Annotated in this window: 14 protein-coding genes; 11 read left to right on the forward strand and 3 right to left on the reverse strand. The window is 42.5% G+C overall.

What is annotated here, in order from left to right:
• Positions 1 to 133 precede the first annotated feature (133 nt).
• Both G564_RS0103230 and G564_RS0103235 read left to right on the forward strand, forming a co-directional pair.
• The gene (locus tag G564_RS0103230) at positions 134 to 2,161 is read left to right on the forward strand and encodes a cation:proton antiporter (RefSeq protein WP_029036393.1); all 2,028 of its coding nucleotides are present in this window, start codon (positions 134 to 136) and stop codon (positions 2,159 to 2,161) included.
• A gap of 93 nt (positions 2,162 to 2,254) precedes the next feature.
• Positions 2,255 to 4,156 (forward strand): cation:proton antiporter, encoded by a 1,902-nt coding sequence (locus tag G564_RS0103235; protein ID WP_029036394.1) that lies wholly within the window; start codon positions 2,255 to 2,257, stop codon positions 4,154 to 4,156.
• A gap of 88 nt (positions 4,157 to 4,244) precedes the next feature.
• Here G564_RS0103235 and lepA read toward each other — a convergent pair whose 3' ends face one another.
• Positions 4,245 to 6,041 carry a translation elongation factor 4 gene (lepA, locus tag G564_RS0103240; protein WP_029036395.1) on the reverse strand — a complete coding sequence of 599 codons (1,797 nt, stop codon included), beginning with the start codon at positions 6,039 to 6,041 and terminating at the stop codon, positions 4,245 to 4,247.
• Between the two features lie 294 nt (positions 6,042 to 6,335).
• On the opposite strand from lepA, the gene G564_RS18460 reads away from it, so the two are divergent.
• From G564_RS18460 to G564_RS0103280, 8 genes are all read left to right on the forward strand, one after another.
• The gene (locus G564_RS18460; RefSeq protein WP_037373384.1) at positions 6,336 to 7,196 is read left to right on the forward strand and encodes an ROK family protein; all 861 of its coding nucleotides are present in this window, start codon (positions 6,336 to 6,338) and stop codon (positions 7,194 to 7,196) included.
• Between the two features lie 8 nt (positions 7,197 to 7,204).
• Positions 7,205 to 8,473, forward strand: a complete 1,269-nt coding sequence (locus tag G564_RS0103250; protein WP_029036396.1) for a sugar MFS transporter — start codon at positions 7,205 to 7,207, stop codon at positions 8,471 to 8,473.
• Positions 8,470 to 9,237, forward strand: a complete 768-nt coding sequence (locus G564_RS0103255) for a creatininase family protein (protein ID WP_029036397.1) — start codon at positions 8,470 to 8,472, stop codon at positions 9,235 to 9,237. Before G564_RS0103250 ends, G564_RS0103255 begins: the two co-directional genes overlap by 4 nt.
• A 36-nt stretch (positions 9,238 to 9,273) precedes the next feature.
• Positions 9,274 to 10,872, forward strand: a complete 1,599-nt coding sequence (locus G564_RS18465; protein WP_051205280.1) for a beta-N-acetylhexosaminidase — start codon at positions 9,274 to 9,276, stop codon at positions 10,870 to 10,872.
• Positions 10,873 to 10,882: 10 nt separating this feature from the next.
• Positions 10,883 to 11,707 (forward strand): N-acetylmuramic acid 6-phosphate etherase, encoded by an 825-nt coding sequence (gene murQ, locus G564_RS0103265; RefSeq protein ID WP_029036398.1) that lies wholly within the window; start codon positions 10,883 to 10,885, stop codon positions 11,705 to 11,707.
• Positions 11,708 to 11,768: 61 nt separating this feature from the next.
• Positions 11,769 to 13,421: a glycoside hydrolase family 10 protein gene (locus tag G564_RS0103270; protein ID WP_029036399.1), complete on the forward strand. Its 1,653-nt coding sequence runs from the start codon at positions 11,769 to 11,771 to the stop codon at positions 13,419 to 13,421.
• A gap of 17 nt (positions 13,422 to 13,438) precedes the next feature.
• Positions 13,439 to 14,452, forward strand: a complete 1,014-nt coding sequence (locus tag G564_RS0103275; protein ID WP_029036400.1) for a dipeptide epimerase — start codon at positions 13,439 to 13,441, stop codon at positions 14,450 to 14,452.
• Between the two features lie 8 nt (positions 14,453 to 14,460).
• Positions 14,461 to 15,699, forward strand: a complete 1,239-nt coding sequence (locus G564_RS0103280; protein WP_029036401.1) for a C40 family peptidase — start codon at positions 14,461 to 14,463, stop codon at positions 15,697 to 15,699.
• Between the two features lie 236 nt (positions 15,700 to 15,935).
• Here G564_RS0103280 and nagB read toward each other — a convergent pair whose 3' ends face one another.
• Both nagB and G564_RS18470 read right to left on the reverse strand, forming a co-directional pair.
• Complete coding sequence (gene nagB / locus G564_RS0103285; protein ID WP_029036402.1) at positions 15,936 to 17,855, reverse strand: glucosamine-6-phosphate deaminase; 1,920 nt, start codon at positions 17,853 to 17,855, stop codon at positions 15,936 to 15,938.
• Positions 17,856 to 17,890: 35 nt separating this feature from the next.
• Positions 17,891 to 19,150, reverse strand: a complete 1,260-nt coding sequence (locus G564_RS18470) for an ROK family transcriptional regulator (protein WP_037373386.1) — start codon at positions 19,148 to 19,150, stop codon at positions 17,891 to 17,893.
• Positions 19,151 to 19,347: 197 nt separating this feature from the next.
• Between G564_RS18470 and G564_RS0103295 the strand changes: the two genes are divergently transcribed.
• Positions 19,348 to 20,520, forward strand: coding sequence for an acyltransferase family protein (locus G564_RS0103295; RefSeq protein ID WP_051205281.1), 1,173 nt, complete (start codon positions 19,348 to 19,350; stop codon positions 20,518 to 20,520).
• Positions 20,521 to 20,529 lie beyond the last annotated feature (9 nt).

A 20,529-nucleotide genomic window follows, 5' to 3' on the forward strand; every position in this document is an offset into this window, starting at 1 on the left:
AATTTTTATAATATCATGTTCTTATTGAAGCGAACATTTTCACAAAAATCCCTTAAAAATAGCATTTTTTGAAGGATTTCTGTTTTTCACTGAGAATATCTGTTATTTTTATTTTTTTAACAACAAAGTACCAATGGAAGAATTTCTGGAAATAGTTAAGCATGAATTTGAACTGCCACTAACCAACCCGGTGCTGGTATTTTCCCTTATATTATTGATTATTTTGATTTCCCCAATTGTATTGAGGAGATTGAATATTCCGGGAATTATTATTCTCATTGTGTCGGGAATCCTAATTGGACCCTTTGGGATAGGTATCCTGGAACAGAATTCTGCCATTGATCTTTTCTCTACAATCGGTTTATTATACATCATGTTTATTGCGGGTCTTGAGCTCGATATGAATCAGTTTAAAGCTAACCGGAACAAGAGTTTTCTGTTTGGATTCTTTACCTTTATCATTCCCCTGGGAATAGGATTCCCTGTATGCTATTATCTTCTTAACTACGATTTCAACGCGAGCTTTTTAACAGCGAGTATGTTCGCAACACATACCTTGCTTACTTATCCTATTGTGAGTAAACTCAAAGTTTCAAAAAACGAGGCTGTAGCAATCACTGTAGGGGGAACCATTCTCACAGATACTGCTGTGCTTATTGTACTTGCCGTGATAATGGGGAATCATGAAGGTACTCTTGATGCTGCCTTTTGGCAAAGACTGGTGATTTCTTTAACTATATTTTCAGCCATATTGTTCCTTCTGGTTCCAAGAATTGCAAAGTGGTTTTTTACCAAAATGGAAAATGAAAAGCACTCTCATTATATTTTCGTTCTTACCGTAGTTTTTATTGCTGCTTTTCTGGCAGAGTTGGCTGGAGTAGAGCCTATCATTGGGGCTTTCCTTGCAGGACTTGCCCTAAACAGGTTGATCCCACATTCTTCAGCTTTAATGAACCGGATTGAATTTATAGGAAATGCGCTGTTCATTCCTTTCTTCCTCATCAGTGTAGGAATGCTTGTGGATGTAAGTGTAATTTTCAGCGGACCCACAGCGCTAATAGTAGCCGCGACATTAAGTGTGGTAGCTGTATTAGGAAAATGGCTGGCCTCATTCTTCACACAACTTACTTTTAAATATTCAGCCGCTCAGCGAAAAGTGATCTTTGGATTAAGCAGTGGTCACGCTGCGGCTACTCTTGCCGTGATCATCGTAGGATTCAATGCGGGGATCATTGATGAAAATATTCTTAATGGAACCATTATCCTTATTCTGGTAACATCCATTGTAGCTACCCTTGCGACCCAAAGAGCAGCAACAAAATTAAAGGCCGAAATTGAAAAGAACCTTTCTTCTGAGGTTAAGAACAGCGATTCTTTTAAAAATGAAACGATCCTTCTGCCAATAGCAAATATTCTCAATTTTGATAAGCTCCTGGAGTTTGCCATTTTAGTAAAGGATAAAAACTCACCCAATCCAATATCTATTCTCTCTGTAGTACCTAATAATGCTGAAGCTGAAATCAATGTAGCACGGGCCACTAATAAACTGGAGGAGTTTGTGACACAGGCATCTGCTGCTGAAGCTGAAGTCACTATTCATGCAACTATTGATCATAATGTTGCACAGGGAATTGCAAGAAAAGCCAGGGAAATCATTGCCGATCTGGTCATTTTTGGATGGCCTTCAGAAAAAGGACTCATGGATAAATTGATTGGGAAAAAGATGGAGCGGATTATAGCGGCCAATGATAAAACCTCATTTATTACCCATTTTGGACAACCTTTGGCTACACATAAAAGAATTTTTGTAGTTGCTCCCGCCTTAGCCGAAGAGGAAGCCGGATTTATACTTTGGCTTAAAAAGATTGATTTACTTTCTAAAGAGCTCAGTGTTCCCGTCGTTATTAACTGTAATGAAACCACAGAACAGGCCATTAAAAAAGAGTTGAAAACTTTAAAAACTGATACTCCTGTTTCCTTTAAAAGCTTTACTGACTGGCAGGATTTCCTTATCCTTGGCAGGGATATGCGGGAGGAAGATATCATAGTTCTGGTCTCTGCCAGAAAAGGATCTAAATCTTTTCAAAATGTGTTGCCCTCAATTCCTGCCAAGCTTGAAAAATACTTTTTCGATAAAAGCAGGATCATCATTTACCCTTAAACAGGCATATAGCTTTCCCTTCAATAAGTTTTTAGTAATTTAAGCCCCTACAGCAGGAGTAGCTGCTGTCAATAATAGCTTAAATAATAAAATATGCTTGAATTAGCCGGGTTGGTAATCTTAGGGATCCTTGCCCAGTGGGTGGCATGGAAAACAAAGACTCCTGCGATCCTTCCCCTTATTTTAATCGGTTTACTGGTGGGTCCAATTTCCACCCTCCTCACCAGTGACGGCTCTAAATGGCTTGAACCTATCTGGAACGGAGAAGCAGGGATTTTCCCCGGGGAAAGCCTCTTCTATTTTGTTTCCCTTGCAATTGCAATTATACTTTTTGAAGGCGGTTTGACCCTTCGCAAAAGCGAAGTAGGAAATATAGGTCCTGTAATTGTAAAATTGATTAGTGTGGGAGTAGTGGTAACCTTTTTTGGAGCCGGTCTCGCTGCTCATTTCATATATGGGTTTTCATGGCAAATTTCTTTTTTGTTCTCTTCACTTATAATAGTTACAGGGCCTACAGTGATTTCTCCTATTCTGCGAAATATTCCCCTCAAAAAACATGTGTCCTCAATCCTCAAATGGGAGGGCATTTTAATTGATCCAATAGGAGCATTAATTGCCGTTTTGATGTACGAATTCATTATGGTAGAAGGTGGTCAGGATTTTACCCGTACGGCACTAACAGAATTTGGTAAGATCCTCCTATTTGGTTTCACCTTCGGATTTACCTTTGCTCATATCCTGGCACAGTTAATTAAGCGGAATTTTATCCCTCATTACCTGTTGAATGTCTTTATACTTGCTACAGTATTAGGGGTATTTGTTCTTGCCGATATATTTGCGCATGAAAGCGGACTTTTGGCTGTAGTGGTTATGGGAATGGTTATGGGTAATCAAAACCTTCCCAATATCAAGGAGCTGTTATATTTCAAGGAATCCCTGAGTGTATTGTTGATCTCCATTCTCTTCATTCTGTTAGCAGCAAATATCGAGTACAGTGAATTGATGTTAATCTATAACTGGAAAGCCTTGTTATTGTTCGGAGTGGTAATGCTGGTTGTGCGACCTCTGGGAGTGATTTTGAGCTCAATTAATTCAGGTTTGAAGTGGAATGAAAAACTGTTCATAAGCTGGGTGGGCCCAAGAGGTATAGTGGCAGCAGGAATTGCCTCTCTCTTCGGATTAAAGCTGGTGCGCGAAGGAGTTCCCGGTGCTGAATTCATCACGCCGCTGGTGTTCATGATCGTGCTGTTCTCAGTATTACTTAACGCCACCACCGCCCGTATCTTTGCCCGACTCGTAGGAGTGTTCATAAAAAATGCTGAAGGTATTCTCATTATTGGCGCCTCTTCCAGCTCCCGGCTCATTGGGAAATACCTTCACGAAAACGGAAGACATGTTGTGCTAGTGGATAATAACTCAGATAATGTTCACAAGGCAAAGGATTTGGGTCTGGAAGCTATTGAAGGAAGTGTATATCAGGATGATCTCATGAACAATATTGAGCTAAATGACATAGGCTATCTCATGGCCATGACCGGAAACAGCGATATTAACAAGACTGCGATTACGAAGTTCCAAAGCCAGTTTGGAGAGAAGGGAGCTTTTAGGCTTATCTCTTCAGATGAGATGAATGATCCTGAAATAAATCCTGCCGAAGGTCTGTTCTCCCATACAGACGACTATATAAAACTTACTGAAGTTGCCCGTAAGTTTGCCGAAATTCACGAGACCAGGCTTAACAGCAGGGAACATTATCAGGGCTTACTGGAGATATCCAAAACAGATCCCGAGATCATTCCCCTGTTCGTAAAATCCCCCGATGGAAATTTAAGGATCATTCCTTCTCACAGTGCAGAAGTGCAGATCTCTGATGGCTCCAAACTGGTGTATCTTGGAAAGAAGATCACCAAAGAAATTAATAAAGGGGAAACTCAGGAAAATTACGATGAGGCAGTGGAGGCTCTTGAACCGGAAAAGGAAGACCAGAAGCACTAGAGAAGCTATAAACTAAAACACCTCTCAAAAATATCATTTTTGAGAGGTGTTTTAGTTATAAAAGCCGTGACTCTTGCTTCCTAAAAGATTAGTCGTTCAGTTTTAATACCGCCATAAATGCTTCCTGCGGAATCTCTACGTTTCCTACCTGGCGCATTCTCTTTTTACCTTTTTTCTGCTTTTCAAGCAGCTTTCTCTTACGGGAAATATCTCCTCCGTAACATTTTGCGGTAACATCTTTACGAAGTGCTTTTACCGTCTCCCTGGCGATGATCTTCGCTCCAATTGCAGCCTGGATAGGAATATCGAATTGCTGTCTGGGGATCAATTCCTTCAGCTTTTCACACATCTTCTTTCCAATGTCATAGGCGTTATCGACGTGTAAGAGGGCAGAAAGTGCATCTACCACGTTACCGTTCAGCAGCACGTCTACTTTTACAAGTTTAGAAGCACGCATTCCAATAGGGGAGTAGTCAAAGGATGCATAACCTTTAGAAACTGTTTTCAGACGGTCGTAGAAATCAAAAACGATCTCTGCAAGCGGCATGTCAAATGAAAGTTCAACACGGTCTGTAGTTAAGTAAGTCTGATTAGTGATCTGTCCGCGTTTTTCGATACAGAGAGACATCACCGGACCTACAAAGTCAGATTTTGTAATGATAGAAGCTTTGATATATGGCTCTTCAACCCTATCAAGGCTCGAAGGCTCGGGTAGGTCTGAAGGATTATTTACCAGGATCACCTGGTCTTTGTTTTTATGGGTATAGGCGTGGTAGGAAACGTTAGGTACCGTTGTAATCACGGTCATATCGAATTCTCTTTCCAAACGCTCCTGAATGATCTCCAGGTGCAACATTCCCAGAAATCCGCAGCGGAAACCAAATCCAAGAGCGGCAGAACTTTCCGGAATGAAGACCAGCGAAGCATCATTAAGCTGCAGCTTTTCCATGGAAGAACGCAGATCTTCGTAATCTTCGGTATCTACAGGATAAATTCCGGCGAAAACCATGGGTTTTACATCCTCAAAACCGGGTACAGCTTCGGTAGTTGGATTTTTGGCATCGGTAATAGTATCACCCACCTTTACTTCCTTGGCTTCTTTTATTCCGGTGATGAGGTAACCCACATCTCCGGTTTTGATCTCCTGCCTTGGAAATTGTTTCAGCCTTAAAGTGCCAACTTCATCGGCAAAATAATTCTTATCTGTAGCTACGAATTTGATGTTCTGACCTTTTTTAATGGAACCATTGATCACGCGGAAATAAGTCTCCACTCCGCGGAAAGGGTTGTATACAGAATCAAAGATCAGTGCTCTTAAAGGAGCATCCACTTTCCCGCTTGGCGGCGGAATTCTTTCAATTATAGCCGCAAGGATCTCATCTATCCCAAGTCCTGTCTTGGCGCTTGCCGGAATAACATCTGAAGCATCACAGCCTAAAAGGTCCACAATATCATCTGTAACTTCTTCGGGATTTGCGCTTGGCAAATCCACCTTGTTTAATACCGGAATGATCTCAAGGTCATTTTCCAGCGCAAGGTAAAGATTGGAAATCGTCTGTGCCTGTATACTTTGAGCGGCATCAACCACCAGTAAAGCGCCTTCACAGGCAGCAATGGAACGCGAGACCTCATAAGAGAAATCCACGTGTCCCGGAGTGTCGATAAGGTTCAGAATATATTGCTCTCCCTTGTAGGTATAATCCATTTGAATCGCATGGCTCTTGATGGTAATACCTCTTTCCCGCTCCAAATCCATACTGTCCAGCAGCTGTTCCTGCTTCTCACGATCTGTGACAGATCCTGTGGCGTCAAGCAGCCTGTCGGCCAGAGTGCTTTTTCCGTGGTCAATATGGGCAATGATGCAAAAATTCCGAATGTTCTTCATGTGTCAGTTTCAAGGGTATTTTGCCCGGCAAAATACTTTCTGTTTAAAAGATACAAATATAGTTTTTTAAAAAGCTCAAAAGAAAATTTTAATCAGATGCCTCAGTTTGAAAACCCGATGCATTACTGCCGTTTCCATGTTTATAACTTCTATAAAAAAATTATAGAAGTATTTGCATAAAATAAAAAAATAAAACTACTTTGTATATCTTCCGATCATATTTGAGAAAAATGGAGTGCAGAACAGGAATGGACGGGGAGAAACACCACAGCTAATAGCTGTAAATCCTCATATATGAACAAAAAAGTAGTAGGTGTAGACATAGGGGCGACCAAGACTCGAATTGGAATCGTTCTGGATGCACAAGTGATCAGGGAGACCGAATTCCCCACCTCTTCCGAGGCTTCAAAGCAACAGATACTGGATGAATTAACTGCCGGAATAGAAGAACTGGCAGGAACAGATTTTATTGGGATTGGGATTGGAGTCCCCGGGCTCATTGATGAGGAGAATGGAATTCTCTTTGACCTGCTCAACATTCCAGCTTTAAAAGAAGTCCGCCTAAAAGAACATTTAGAGCAACATTTTGGTAAACCTGTTCGCACAACCAATGACGCAAACGTTTTTGCTGTTGGGGAAAAAATGTTTGGAGAGGGGAAAAACTTCAGAAACCTGGTAGGAATTACTCTGGGAACAGGTTTTGGATGTGGTATTATTGTACATGACAGACTTTATTCGGGAGCTTTTTCCAGTGCGGGAGAATTCGGCAATTTGCAATACCTTGACAAGACCATTGAAGATTATTGCAGCGGTAAATTTTTCCAGCAACGCGGGATGAAAGGCAGCGATGTATTCGAACAGGCAAAGCAGGGAAATGAAGCAGCTTTAGAACTTTTTAAGGAATATGGAGTTCATTTGGGAAATGCCATTAAACTTATAGTGAACATTCTCTCGCCCCAGGCCATTCTTTTAGGAGGGTCCATAAGTGAGGCTTTCGAGTTTTTCGAAGAATCAATGCAAGATACTATGGACAGCTTTCCTTTTAAAAAAGTGAGAGAGCAGCTCATTATCGAATCTTCCAATACACCCAATATTGCCTTGCTGGGAGCCGCAGCCCTTATTTTGGCTGATCAACCTGAGCTGGCAAATTTTTAAACTACAAAATGGCTAAATCAACTATGAATACAAATACTTCAACTGGCAAAGATTCCGGCAATACCACCCGTTCCATCATCATCATTGGGGCGCTTTTCTTTATATTTGGATTTGTCACCTGGTTGAATGCCCTCCTCATTCCTTACCTTAAGATCGCATGCCAGCTCACGACCTTCCAATCATATTTCGTGACCTTTGCTTTTTATATAGCCTATGTGGTCATGGCGCCTATTTCTACCAGAACACTTAATCATTTCGGATTTAAAAAAGGAATGTCTGTCGCTTTGGGAGTAATGGCGGTAGGAGCCTTGCTTTTCATTCCTGCGGCGATGTCCCGCACATACCTCATTTTTCTTGCAGGATTGTTTGTGATGGGAGGTGGACTGGCGATCCTGCAAACTGCGGTGAATCCTTATGTAACTATAGTAGGACCGGCAGAAAGTGCCGCGAAACGGATTAGCATCATGGGCATTTGCAATAAACTTGCAGGTGCAGCCGCTCCTATTTTAATTGGTTTATTTCTGCAACTCGACAAAGCTGAAGAACTTGCAGGAACAACCAATGAGGCGGCGCTGGATGAGGTGGCATTAAGAGTAATTCCTCCATACATCGGCATCATTATAGTGCTCCTTGCTTTGGCTTTATGGGTATATAAATCCGGTCTGCCGGAGGTAGAGGCTGAAGATGAAGAGGATGCAGGTGCTTTTGGGAAAGAAACAAAAAAGATCACAGATTACCCACACGCGATCCTGGGTGTGGTTACTCTCTTTATATACGTTGGAGTGGAGGTAATTTCTGTAGATACCATTATTGATTACGGAATTTTTCAGGGATTCGATTTTGAGACAGCGAAAGGCTTTACTACCGGTACAATGGCAGCAATGATTGTTGGTTATTTGATAGGTATTGTGGCTATACCGAAATATATAAAACAGGAAAATGCCTTGAAAGTATGTGCTATCCTGGGAGTGGTATTTACGGTTGGAGCGATTTTTACTTCAGGGTTTGTGTCCGTAGCTTTTATCGCCCTTTTAGGATTGGCGAACTCGCTGATGTGGCCAGCAATTTGGCCCTTAGCATTGGCAGATGTAGGGAAGCTGACGAAGGCTGTCTCTTCCTTGCTGGTCATGGGTATTGCAGGGGGAGCTATTATTCCGCTGGCCTATGGAGGTTTGGCAGAAGTTATCGATAAACAGGCCGCTTACTGGGTTGCCGTTCCACTCTATTTATTTATTTTTTATTACGCCTTTGCGGGGCATAAAATCAGGAAGGCATGAGACCTTACATTCTTGCTGAAACGAACTGGAAATCAATAAAAGAACACCAAACAGAAGTGGCCGTGCTCACCTGGGGAGCAACAGAAGCGCATAATTTTCATTTACCTTACGCTACAGATAATTTTCAAATAGAGGCTATTGCTGCAGAAGCAGCCAAAAAAGCATGGGATACCGGTGCCAGGTTACTGGTACTTCCTAATGTTCCCTTTGGTGTCAATACAGGTCAGGCAGAAGTTGATCTTTGTATGAATCTCTATCCTTCTACACAGCTTGCCATTCTTAATGATATCGTGGAGGTTCTTAACCGTCAGGGTATTCATAAGCTACTTCTACTCAACGGCCACGGCGGAAATAATTTCAAAGCCTTGCTCAGAGAAGTAGGAGCAAAGTATCCTGAAATGCTCCTGGTCACCACAAGTTTTTTTCAGACTGTAGACCGGACAGAATTTTTCGAAGAACCGGGAGATCATGCCGATGAAATGGAAACCAGTCTCATGCTGCATATAAGACCAGATCTTGTGCTTCCGCTGGAAGAAGCCGGAAAAGGAGAAGAAAAAAAATCCAGACTTACTGCTATAAGAGAAGGTTGGGCATGGTCTGAACGAAAGTGGAAGATGGTATCGGCCGATACGGGCATTGGAAATCCTAAAAAAGCTTCCGCAGAAAAGGGGAAGAAATATTTTGAAGCCGTTACGCAGCAGGTAGCTAACCTTCTTATTGAAATGGATAAAATTAGTAATAAGGATCGTTATAAAGATTTATAATCTTCAGCCGATCTTATAATCTTCAAAAACGTCATCATGAAAAATTATCTTAGAGGCTTTGGTTTCCTGATTATTGCTACCCTTACTTTTTCCTGTGGGAGTACAGATCCTACAGAAACTTCACCAGCTGTTGCAGTATCCGGTGAACCTTCATTGATCCCGCTTCCGGCAAAGGTAGAATGGGAAAATAAGTACTATGTAATTCCGCAGCAAAATAACGTTTGCTATACAGGCGAAGGTAAAGAAGCCTCACAGTGGCTTCAGGCTTTGCTTTCTAAAGCAGGTTTTGTTGTTTCATCAAATGCTTCGGGAGATTGTGGAAACTGGAGACTGGTACAGGATGTCAGCCTTGAGCAATCCCTTGGTGAAGAAGGCTATCAATTACAAATTACAGGAGAAGGAGTTGTTATAAAAGCTGCTTCTAAAGCCGGACTTTTTTACGGTATTCAGACCCTTCGACAAATGTTTCCGGCCGAAATTGAAAACGGAGAGCTAAAAAGCGGAGTTTCTTTGCGGCAGACTTTTATCGAAGACCAACCGGAATTTCCCTGGAGAGGAACCATGGTAGATGTGGCCCGAAGCTTTTTTGGTCTTGATTATCTCAAGCGCCACGTTGACAGAATGGCCCTTTACAAAATGAACCGCCTGCATCTGCATCTTAGCGATGACCAGGGTTGGAGAATTGAAATTAAGGGCTGGCCTAAACTCACTGAAGTTGGCAGTCAATTTTCGGTTAGAAGAGGAAGGGCAGGTTTTTTAAGTCAGGATGAATATAAAGAGCTTCAGGATTATGCCCTTGCACGTAATATTATTATTATTCCCGAGATAGACATGCCGGGTCATATATATGCAGCTCTTGCTGCTTACCCCGAGCTTAACTGTGATGACTACACAAATTTGACTCCCATACGGGCTACACCTCCCGAAGGTTTTGAGGATTACGACGTTGGCTGGAGTAAGTTTTGTCTTGAAAAACCGGAGATCTATAATTTCGTATCTGATGTTATTGGAGAAATAGCAGAAATTACCAAAGGACCATGGATACACATTGGTGGAGATGAGATCAAAGATCCCCGATATGAAGAATTTGTTGTAAAAGCGGATTCTATAGTACGTGGATATGGGAAAACAGCCATAGGTTGGGAAGAGGCAACTAAGGCAGTAGTAGATGACTCTTTTATTAGCCAGGTATGGCATGGAGAAGTAGAACCTGTTGTTAATGTAAAAATAATTGAATCAATTTGTACAAACTTTTATCTGGATCATGCCAATGTGCCGGGGCAGCCAAATACCCTCAACTGGTGCAAAGAGGATGGAGTTTCTCTAGAAAATGTCTACACATTCAAGTCGGTCAATCCAAATTCAATAGGCGTAGAAGCGCCTGTTTGGAGTGAATTCGTACTCAGCGATGAAATGATGGATAACCGGTTTTGGCCTCGTGCCATAGCGGTTGCAGAGGTCGGGTGGACTTCCGGCGAAAAAAGGGATTTTGAATCCTTTAAGCAAAGACTGGGCAACCACGGAAGTCGTTTAAGGGCGTTGGAGATCAATTTCTTCAGAACCCCGGAAATAAACTGGGGTCCCGAAAAGGCCATTCCGGGAGTCTTTTCTAATTTCAAACCTGCTTCGGAATAAATAAATAGCTATGACAAAGAAATCAACGACCGAGAGTTCATCTAATTATGATCATCTCGAGAAGATGAGCACCCAGGAGTTGCTCGAAAACATAAATAAAGAGGACAAGACAGTTCCCCTGGCAGTAGAGAGGGAGATTTTGGCTATTGAAAAACTGGTTGAGGTAGTTGTCTCAAGGATGCAGGAAGGAGGAAGACTTTTCTACATTGGTGCCGGCACCAGTGGCAGGCTCGGCGTACTGGATGCTTCAGAATGTCCGCCCACCTTTGGTGTTTCTCACAATGTGGTGATTGGGTTAATTGCCGGTGGCGACGGAGCCCTTCGGAAAGCTGTTGAGAATGCCGAAGACGATACAGAGCAGGCCTGGAAGGACCTGCAGGAATTCAGTATCTCCAAAAATGATGTTTTAGTGGGTATTGCTGCTTCCGGAACAACGCCTTATGTGATTGGTGGCATCAAAGCTGCACGTGAAAACGGCTTGATCACTGCCTGTATTACCAACAATGCGGGTTCTCCTTTAAGCGAGGCAGCCGAATTTCCCATTGAAGTAGTTGTAGGACCCGAATTTGTCACCGGAAGTACCCGTATGAAATCGGGCACAGCGCAGAAACTGGTGCTCAACATGATCTCCACGGCGGTGATGATCAAACTCGGTCGCATAAAAGGTAATAAGATGGTCGATATGCAGCTGTCTAATAAAAAACTTGTAAGTAGGGGAGAGCTTATGCTGATGGAGGAACTCGGGATTTCGCAGCACATGGCCTCAACCTTGCTTGAAGAATATAAAAGCGTGCGGAAAGTGCTTGAAATTTTTAAGAACAAACCTGAAAAATAACATTTTACAATACACTATTTTTACCGGCTTAAGGTTATATAACCTGAATATACAAAGATCTATGCTGAAGAAAAAGCTGTTAATCACCGGCCTGCTGGCCATTTTCCTTAATTTGAGCGGGTGCTCTACTTCCAAACCTGTAGTTTCTGGAAAGAAACAACCGCAGACAGAAAAGCCTGCTGAAAAAATCACTGAAGCTTCCGAAGAAATTCCGGAAGTCACCCCCGAAGAAATAATTGAAGAAATTCCGGCTACGCCCGAAGCTGTCAAAGAGCTCCCGAAGGAGAAACCATTTAAAAAATCCCCTTTTGTGATGCGGGAATTCCGCGCTGCCTGGATCGCTACCGTGGCCAATATCAACTGGCCCAGCAAATCGGGCTTATCAACCGCCGAACAGCAAAGAGAAGCCATTGCGCTGCTTGACTTTTTAAAAGAGCATAATTACAACGCGGTCATTTTTCAGGCGCGTCCTCATGCAGATGCGCTTTACAAAAGTGAACTTGAACCCTGGTCGTTCTTCCTTACAGGCGTAGAAGGACTGGCGCCAGATCCTTATTATGATCCGCTGCAGTTCTGGCTGGATGCCGCTCATGAACGCGGACTCGAGTTTCACGTGTGGCTTAATCCTTACCGGGCCCATCATTCCACCGGTGGGAAAGTGACAGAAGCTTCTGCTGTAAGAAAGTATCCGGAGTTCATGGTTGAGCTAAAGAATGGTATGTGGTGGATGGATCCCGCAAAAAAAGCTACCCAGGATCACACTTCGAGAGTGGTAATGGATATTGTGAAGCGCTACAATATTGACGGGGTGCATTTTGATGACTATTTTTATCCCTATGCTTCCTATAACAAAGGTGCAGACTTTCCTGATGCCGCGATTTATGCCGCATATCAACGGGAAGGTGGAAGGCTTTCTAAAGATGACTGGCGCAGGGATAATGTGAATCGGTTTGTGGAGCGGATCTATAAAGAGATCAAGGCTGAGAAGCCCGGAGTAAAATTTGGAATAAGCCCCTTTGGGATTTTCCGCCCCGGTTATCCCCGTTCTATCACAGGAATGGACCAGTACAGTGAACTTTATGCCGATGCCCGGCTATGGCTAAACGAGGGCTGGATAGATTACTATTCGCCTCAGCTTTACTGGAAGATAAGTCAGACGGCGCAAAGTTTTCCGGTTCTGTTGGGTTGGTGGGAACAGGAAAATCACAAGAACAGGCATCTATGGCCGGGGATCAACATTGATTTTGGCGGGGATGACCCCAACCTTATTGAAACAGTTAGCCAGATCATGATCACCCGCGGTATGCTTCCTGAGAGCAAGGGAACAATCCATTGGAGCATTGGTCCGCTGCTTAAGTACAGGAATCTTTCCGCAGGGATATTAGAAAATGCTTATAAAAGACAGGCTCTTGTGCCCGAAACTCCATGGTTGGCTACAGCAGTTCCTGAAGCTCCACAGGTTTTGGCAGAGCGCAAAGGAGAAGATGTTTTGATCTCCTGGGATAATCCTTCCGGCGAAATTTTTCGATGGGTGGTACATTATCAGTACAACGGGGTATGGAATTACAAGATCCTTAGCCGGAAAGAAACCACTCTGATTTTGCCTGCAAAAGTAGGTGGCCATCCATTGATGAAGTTTGGAGTGACTGCAGTAGACCGGTTAGGATCTCAGAGTGAGTTTGAGGAAAATTCAATAGATTTAATTAAGATTTAATGCTTTAATACCGCCGATTGTACATTAAACTCAGGAAATATAAGCTCGAACTTAAAAACACCTTCAGGATTAGTCATACCTCAAGGAACTTTCAACCCACGCTTATTGTAGAATTGAGTGACGGTAAGTTCACGGGTTATGGAGAGGCTGCCGCTACTTCTTATTACGGAGTCACCGTAGAAGGAATGGCAAAAAAAATAAAAGCTCTGGAAAAGCTCATTTTTGAGCACCTTCATAAAACACCCGAAGAATTATGGGAGATCACTGCTCCTTTTTTAAAAGATAATTCTTTTGCACAGTGTGCGCTTGACATCGCCGTGCATGACCTCCACGGAAAGCGTAACGGGCTTCCACTGTACCAAATGTGGGGACTTAGTCTTGAGGATATTCCGCTTTCTAACTACACCATCGGGATCGATAGCCCTGAAAAAATGGTACAGAAGATGAAGGAATTTCCGTGGCCACTTTATAAGATCAAACTGGGAACAGAGCATGATGTGGAACTGGTAAAAGAACTTCGGAAGCATTCTGATGCAATTTTTAGAGTAGACGCCAACGCCGCCTGGACTGCAGCACAAGCCATCGATAATTCAGTTTTACTGAAGGATTTGGACGTAGAATTTATTGAGCAACCGTTACCTGTAAAGGACGAAGAAGGTATGGCCGAAGTTTATAAGAAGTCAGTTCTACCGGTTATTGCCGACGAAAGTTGTGTCACTGAAGCCGATGTCGAGAAATGTGCCCCTGTTTTTCACGGGATCAACATCAAACTCACCAAGTGTGGCGGCCTCACCCCGGCACGCCGCATGATCGCCCGCGGCAGGGAGCTTGGTTTAAAGATTATGGTCGGTTGTATGACAGAATCCACGGTGGGAATTTCTGCAATTGGGCATTTATTACCTTTATTGGATTACGTGGATATGGATGGCGCGATGCTGATAAAAAATGACATAGCCGATGGGGTAAAAATATACGATCAAAAAACACATTTTCCGGACCGCAATGGTACGGGAGCTTTATTACTGAAATGAAAGAAAACATGATAAATCTTAGAACCCTCAAAAATTTCGGATTTGCAGCAGTATTTTCCGGTCTGCTTTTCACAGCCTGTAATTCTAATACAGAAGAAGGTGTCGTAACTGCTACCGAAGCCGATGCAGCTATTGAAGAGGTAAGGCAACAGCACGCACCCGATAAACGTGTAGCTCTCTTTGATATAGAGGCTGTAAAAAGGGAGAATGAGCTGGTGCTTAGGGGAGAATCGAACATGCCGGGAGCAATAGAAGATCTTAAACAGAAGCTGGCCGCCGAAAATGTGAAATTCACAGATAGCATACAGTTGCTGCCGGCAAGTGAACTGGAAGGTAAAACAGAAGGGGTAGTACCTATCTCTGTAGCCAATTTGAGGTCCAAACCTTCACACTCTTCAGAATTAGTGACCCAGGCAACCCTGGGAACTCCGCTGAAGGTTTACAAGAAGGAGGGAGGCTGGTATTATGTTCAGACTCCCGATGGTTATCTTGCCTGGGTAGATTATGGTGGTGTAACATCTCTTACTCCACAGGAATTCCAAACCTGGAAAGCTTCAGAAAAGATCATTTATCTGGAACCTTACGGTTTTTCTTATTCCAAGCCGGATAAGGATTCAGATGTAGTGACAGATCTTGTGTCGGGAAATATTTTCGAAGTAACAGGAGAGAAAAATGGCTTCTATGAGGTTAAATATCCTAATAATAAAATGGCATATGTAGCAAAATCTGATGCGCAGCCATATCTTGAGTGGGTAGCCTCTCTGGAGCCAACAGGAGAAAATCTTATTAAAACAGCAAGAGAAATGATGGGTGTGCCCTACCTGTGGGGAGGAACTTCTTCAAAAGGCGTGGATTGCAGTGGCTATACCAAAACAATTTTCTTTCTTAACGGAATGGTCATTCCGCGTGACGCCTCTCAGCAAATTGCAGCAGGGGAGGAGATAGATTCGGTTAAGAATTTTGAAAACCTGCAGGCGGGAGATCTGCTTTACTTCGGAAGAAAAGCTACAGATACAACTTCAGAAAGAATTATCCATGTGGGCATGTGGATAGGGGACAATAAATTCATCCATTCCATGGGCGAGGTGCATGAGAGTAACTTTGATACTACGGCAACAGATTTTGATGAATATAACTACAACCGGTATTTGAGGACCAAGAGAGTTCTTGGAACAAATGACGAGCGGATTATTTACCTGGCGCAGAGTGATCTTTTTACAGACGGCAATAGAGAATTCAAAAATTAGACCTTCAGAAAAGCGGCTTTTTAGGCCGTTTTTTTTTTATTATTAAAACAGATCATTCATGCCCTGTTCTAAGAATTACCAGTAGTTGATATGAAGAACTTCCACTTTTAATCCTTCTGTTTTATTACTTTTCAACACCACAAACATTTTTATGAGCCTGGTTAGACTTTGAGTATGGATTGGCACTGCAGCCAGTTAGTAGGGTTAACAGCAGAGCACCAACCCAAACAAAGGATTTAGAATTTCCACTTTACAAAAGCTTCCATGGCCTCGTAGTTTGCCAGCCCCAGTTTATGGTAGGCTTTTGCAGTTTCACGGTTTCGGTCTTCTGCCCGTTGCCAGAATTCCCTTTCATCATCTCCCGGGAAAACAGGTCGATCTTTTTGGGACTGGTGCTGGAAAATGGCGTTGCGTTTTCTTTGTACTTCCTGAGGAGACAACGGCACAGCCATCTGCACTTCATGAGTTTCAAATTCATGCCATGCACCACGGTACATCCATAGCCAGCTGTCTTCAATCCAGTCTTCGGTCTCTTTAAGTCTGCTCATAGCTTCCACCACAATGTTGAAACAAACCAGGTGAGTACCATGAGGGTCTGCAAAGTCACCCGCAGCGAATACCTGGTGGGGTTTGATCTGCTGTAGCAATTCCATGGTGATCTCTACATCTTTATCTGTTGGTGGATTTTTCACTGTTTTTCCGGTTTCATAAAATGGAAGGGCCATGAAATGAATATTATTATCCTTAAGGCCTGCAAATCGTGCGCCGGCAATAGCTTCAGTTTTTCTTATAAATCCTTTTACGTCCCTTATTTCTGGTAGATCGAGCTGGTTGGGCTGTTTGGTTTTAAGGAACTCCCGCATATCGTCATAGATCTTCTCGAGTTTACTGCTGTCTTCACCAATACTCTTGTTGAAGTCAATGGCAAATTCGACGTAACGCAAAACATCGGTATCCCAAACGGCTGTATTTCCCGAAGTCTGATAAGCTACATGTACATCATGCCCCTGGTCAACAAGCCTTATAAAAGTGCCTCCCATAGAGATCACATCGTCATCTGGATGTGGAGAGAAAATAAGGGAACGTTTTTGAGCAGGTTCGGCTCTTTCGGGACGCTGGGAATCATCGGCATTTGGTTTACCACCCGGCCATCCCGTGATGGTATGCTGCAGCTGATTGAATACGTCAATATTGATATTATAAGCCGGACCTTTTTCTGTGGCCAGTTGAGCCATACCGTGGTTATTGTAATCCTCATCTGTAAGTTTAAGGATAGATTTATCAACTTCTCCCGAAAGCCAAATAACTGCCTTTCTAATGAGATCCCTATCCCAGCTGCAGTCTTTGACAAGCCATGGGGTATCGAAACGGGTCAAATTTGAAGCTGCATCTTTATCCAGAACAAATTCGGTATTCTCTGAAAGCTGAAGGTAGGTGGCGGGTACTTCGCCCGAAATTTCCCCCTCTACAGCTTTTTTAATAATAGACGCTTTCTTTTTATTCCAGGCCATAAGAATGATCTCTTTTGCCTTGAAAATGGTCCCGATTCCCATGGTAATGGCCTTCGTTGGCACATTCTCTTTCCCCCCAAAGTCACGGGAGGCATCACGACGTGTGAGATCGTCAAGCGTAACCAGCCTGGTGCCAGAATTAGGCGCCGAACCCGGTTCATTGAACCCGATATGTCCCGTCCTACCAATGCCAAGAATTTGCAAGTCCAGACCACCCAGAGCTTCAATTTTATTCTCGTAATCAATGCAGTAGGCGGCAATTTCTTCTTTGGGAAGAGTACCGTCGGGAATATGAATATTTTCCTTTTTAATGTCAATATGATCGAACAGATTTTCCTTCATGAAAGTCACGTAACTTTGACGTGAGTCGGGATTCATAGGATAATATTCATCAAGGTTAAAGGTGATGACGTTTGAAAAGCTAAGGCCGTCTTCCCTGTGGCGACGCACCAGTTCTTCGTAAACCTGTACAGGAGTGGCCCCTGTGGCCAGACCTAATACTGCCATTTCCCCCCGATCCTTTTTTCTTTTTATGAGATTGGCTATACGATCGGCAACTTTGAGAGAGGCAATCTGGGCATTTTCATAAACCGTTACGGGTACTTTTTCGAAACGTGTTTCTTCAAGAAGATTTAATCTGGCCATCTAGTAGAGGTAATAAATTGTTATACCGGTTCAGTTCAATTTTTTGTTATGAGGGATATTTGATTCCCAAATATATTTTCCATCACTGTCGCTACAGCACCCAACAAAACTGAATCTTCACACAGATTGGAAAGAGAGATTTTCGTTCTTTCCCGAAGCTGTGCCATACAATAGGTGTTGATCGATTGCTGAATAGGAATAGTAATGAATTGTTTTGCACGTGAAAATCTCCCTTCCAGAATAATTAGTTCGGGATTAAAGATTTGTATAAGTATTGCCAGGCCTTTTCCAAGATTTATTCCCAGTTTAGAGAGGATATTGATTGAAAACTGGTCACCTATGTTTGCTGCTTCGATAATAGTCCGGGGTTGAAGGGCTTCAATTTCCTTTTTTGATAAGGAGCTAAGGCTGGTGCTTTCTCCTGCTTTAATACCTTCCTGAGCCATTCTGGTTAATGCAAGCCCTGAAGCCATTGTTTCAAGACACCCCCTTTTTCCGCAGTGGCAGAGTAATCCATCATCTACTAAAGGGATGTGACCAAATTCTCCTGCAAAACCCGAAGAGCCCTGATAAACTTTTCCGTCTATAATGATCCCGAGACCTATTCCCCAGTCCATGGAAATTACCAGAACATCCTGTTTTTTGCTGGCCAGGCCGAAATTGAGTTCAGCAAGACAGGCACTTTTAGCATCATTAAGTATAAAAACCGGCTTATCAAATTTCCGCTTCAGGATGACTTCCAGGGATTCCGATTCTTCTTCTTTAATAAAATAGGTGAAGTTTTTCCCTTGTTGCGAAGAAACTAATCCAGGCATACTTACCCCAATCCCCAGAAGCTTTTCCAAATTGATTTTTGAACTCTTAAGGAGTTCATTTGCCTTGCTGTATATTTGGTCCACCAGGCCGTCTTCACTTTCCAGTTCGAAGAGGTCCTCGAATTCGGCTATTTTATTATTGTGATTGTCGAAAATGGCCATTTTTATCCTGGCGCGCTCCAGTTGGATACCCATTACGTAAAAGCTGTCTTCTTTAAGCCTGTAGAGATCGGGTTTTCTTCCTCCTGCAGATTTTCCCTGTCCCTCTTTCTTGATCCAGCCTTCATCTATTAACTGGTTAAGAAGTCTTATAGAAGTAGGGGAACTAATTCCAAATTGTTCACAAATGTCTGTGTTAGTTTTTGGCCCCTGGAAATAAATATTTTCAATGATCTTTATTTTTTGCAGATGCTTTTTTCGCTCTACAGTACTGCTGGTGCTGAGCTGCTGGGTTCTTACGAGGAGTTTCTGGGTTTCCATTCTTTTTTGGTCGCGCTTAGGCGAAAACTGTTTTTGAAGTTTAAAAATAGGACAAAAAGTATATACAACAAAGAACTTTACTTAAATTTTTATAAAAGATGTTTTGTTTAATAAAAATTTATATTTTTAGACTTCATTATAATTCTGAATCTTTAGAGAACTTTTCTTCAGTCATTCGATTTTAAAAAATGCCAGTCATGAGCAGTTTTTCAGTAATTAAAAACGGGGAGAACACAGGAGTTGTAACGCCTCGTACAGGTGAGAGGTATCTTGCCTTAGATGTATTACGCGGCCTTACCATTGCACTGATGATCCTTGTAAATACGCCCGGAAGCTGGAGCACGATATACGCTCCTTTTCGCCATGCAGCCTGGCATGGCTTCACCATCACCGATCTCGTTTTTCCAAGTTTCCTTTTTGTAGTAGGAAATGCTATGAGCTTTAGCATGAGAAAATTTGATTCTCAGCCCGATGCCATATTTTGGAAAAAAGTATTAAAAAGAACTTTTTTGATCTTTGTGATTGGACTTTTCCTGAACGCCTTCCCCTTTGTACATCGGGCAGAAGGAGAAATTGTGCTTAAAGATCTCAGCAACATTCGCATAATGGGCGTACTACAGCGCATTGCACTGTGTTATTTTTTTGCATCTGTTTTTATAAAGTATTTTAAGCTGAAGGGATCTGCTATAATTAGTGTCATTATTTTGCTGCTGTATTGGGGACTAATGTACTATTTTGGAGATGCGGGAGATCCCTATTCTAAAGAGGGAAATGCAGCTTTAAAATTCGACCGTTTAATTTTACCTGCTGAAAATTTATATACTGGATTTGGGCTTCCTTTTGATCCCGAAGGACTTTTAAGCACCTTACCGGCTATTGTTAATGTCATTGCCGGTTATCTTGCGGGCATTTTTATTCAGAAATCGGGAAATAATTTTACTACCGTAATGAAACTTATTGCCGCCGGCTTGGTTTGTGTATTAATAGGAGAGATTTGGGATATGGTTTTTCCAATAAACAAACCTATCTGGACCAGTTCCTATGTGATGCTGAGTGTTGGCTGGAGTCTTGTGCTTATCGGTGCATTAATCTGGATCATTGAGGTGGTAAAACTAAAGAGATGGACCTACTTTTTTGAGGTCTTTGGTAAGAATCCTCTCTTCATCTATGTAATGTCTGGTGTTTTTGTAATGCTCCTTAGCGTGATTTGGATCAATGGGGGTTCCTTGAAAGGCTGGTTGTACGATAATTTCTTCCTAAGTTGGCTGGAGCCATATAATGCCTCGCTGTTTTTTGCCGTTATCTATGTATTGCTTCTGTGGCTCATGGGTTATTGGATGGACAAGAAAAAAATCTATATAAAGGTGTAGTTAAAAATA

Origin of the sequence: Salinimicrobium xinjiangense DSM 19287, from assembly GCF_000423585.1 — a bacterium.
Lineage (GTDB): Bacteria > Bacteroidota > Bacteroidia > Flavobacteriales > Flavobacteriaceae > Salinimicrobium > Salinimicrobium xinjiangense.

What these genes read in the sequence shown, in the direction of transcription:
- lepA (WP_029036395.1), bottom strand. Translation starts at nt 6,041, where the DNA reads ATGAAGAACATTCGGAATTTTTGCATCATTGCCCATATTGACCACGGA.
- G564_RS0103280 (WP_029036401.1), top strand. Translation starts at nt 14,461, where the DNA reads ATGATAAATCTTAGAACCCTCAAAAATTTCGGATTTGCAGCAGTATTT.
- G564_RS18465 (WP_051205280.1), top strand. Translation starts at nt 9,274, where the DNA reads ATGAAAAATTATCTTAGAGGCTTTGGTTTCCTGATTATTGCTACCCTT.
- G564_RS0103230 (WP_029036393.1), top strand. Translation starts at nt 134, where the DNA reads ATGGAAGAATTTCTGGAAATAGTTAAGCATGAATTTGAACTGCCACTA.
- murQ (WP_029036398.1), top strand. Translation starts at nt 10,883, where the DNA reads ATGACAAAGAAATCAACGACCGAGAGTTCATCTAATTATGATCATCTC.
- G564_RS0103295 (WP_051205281.1), top strand. Translation starts at nt 19,348, where the DNA reads ATGAGCAGTTTTTCAGTAATTAAAAACGGGGAGAACACAGGAGTTGTA.
- nagB (WP_029036402.1), bottom strand. Translation starts at nt 17,855, where the DNA reads ATGGCCAGATTAAATCTTCTTGAAGAAACACGTTTCGAAAAAGTACCC.
- G564_RS18460 (WP_037373384.1), top strand. Translation starts at nt 6,336, where the DNA reads ATGAACAAAAAAGTAGTAGGTGTAGACATAGGGGCGACCAAGACTCGA.
- G564_RS0103255 (WP_029036397.1), top strand. Translation starts at nt 8,470, where the DNA reads ATGAGACCTTACATTCTTGCTGAAACGAACTGGAAATCAATAAAAGAA.
- G564_RS18470 (WP_037373386.1), bottom strand. Translation starts at nt 19,150, where the DNA reads ATGGAAACCCAGAAACTCCTCGTAAGAACCCAGCAGCTCAGCACCAGC.
- G564_RS0103235 (WP_029036394.1), top strand. Translation starts at nt 2,255, where the DNA reads ATGCTTGAATTAGCCGGGTTGGTAATCTTAGGGATCCTTGCCCAGTGG.
- G564_RS0103270 (WP_029036399.1), top strand. Translation starts at nt 11,769, where the DNA reads ATGCTGAAGAAAAAGCTGTTAATCACCGGCCTGCTGGCCATTTTCCTT.
- G564_RS0103250 (WP_029036396.1), top strand. Translation starts at nt 7,205, where the DNA reads ATGGCTAAATCAACTATGAATACAAATACTTCAACTGGCAAAGATTCC.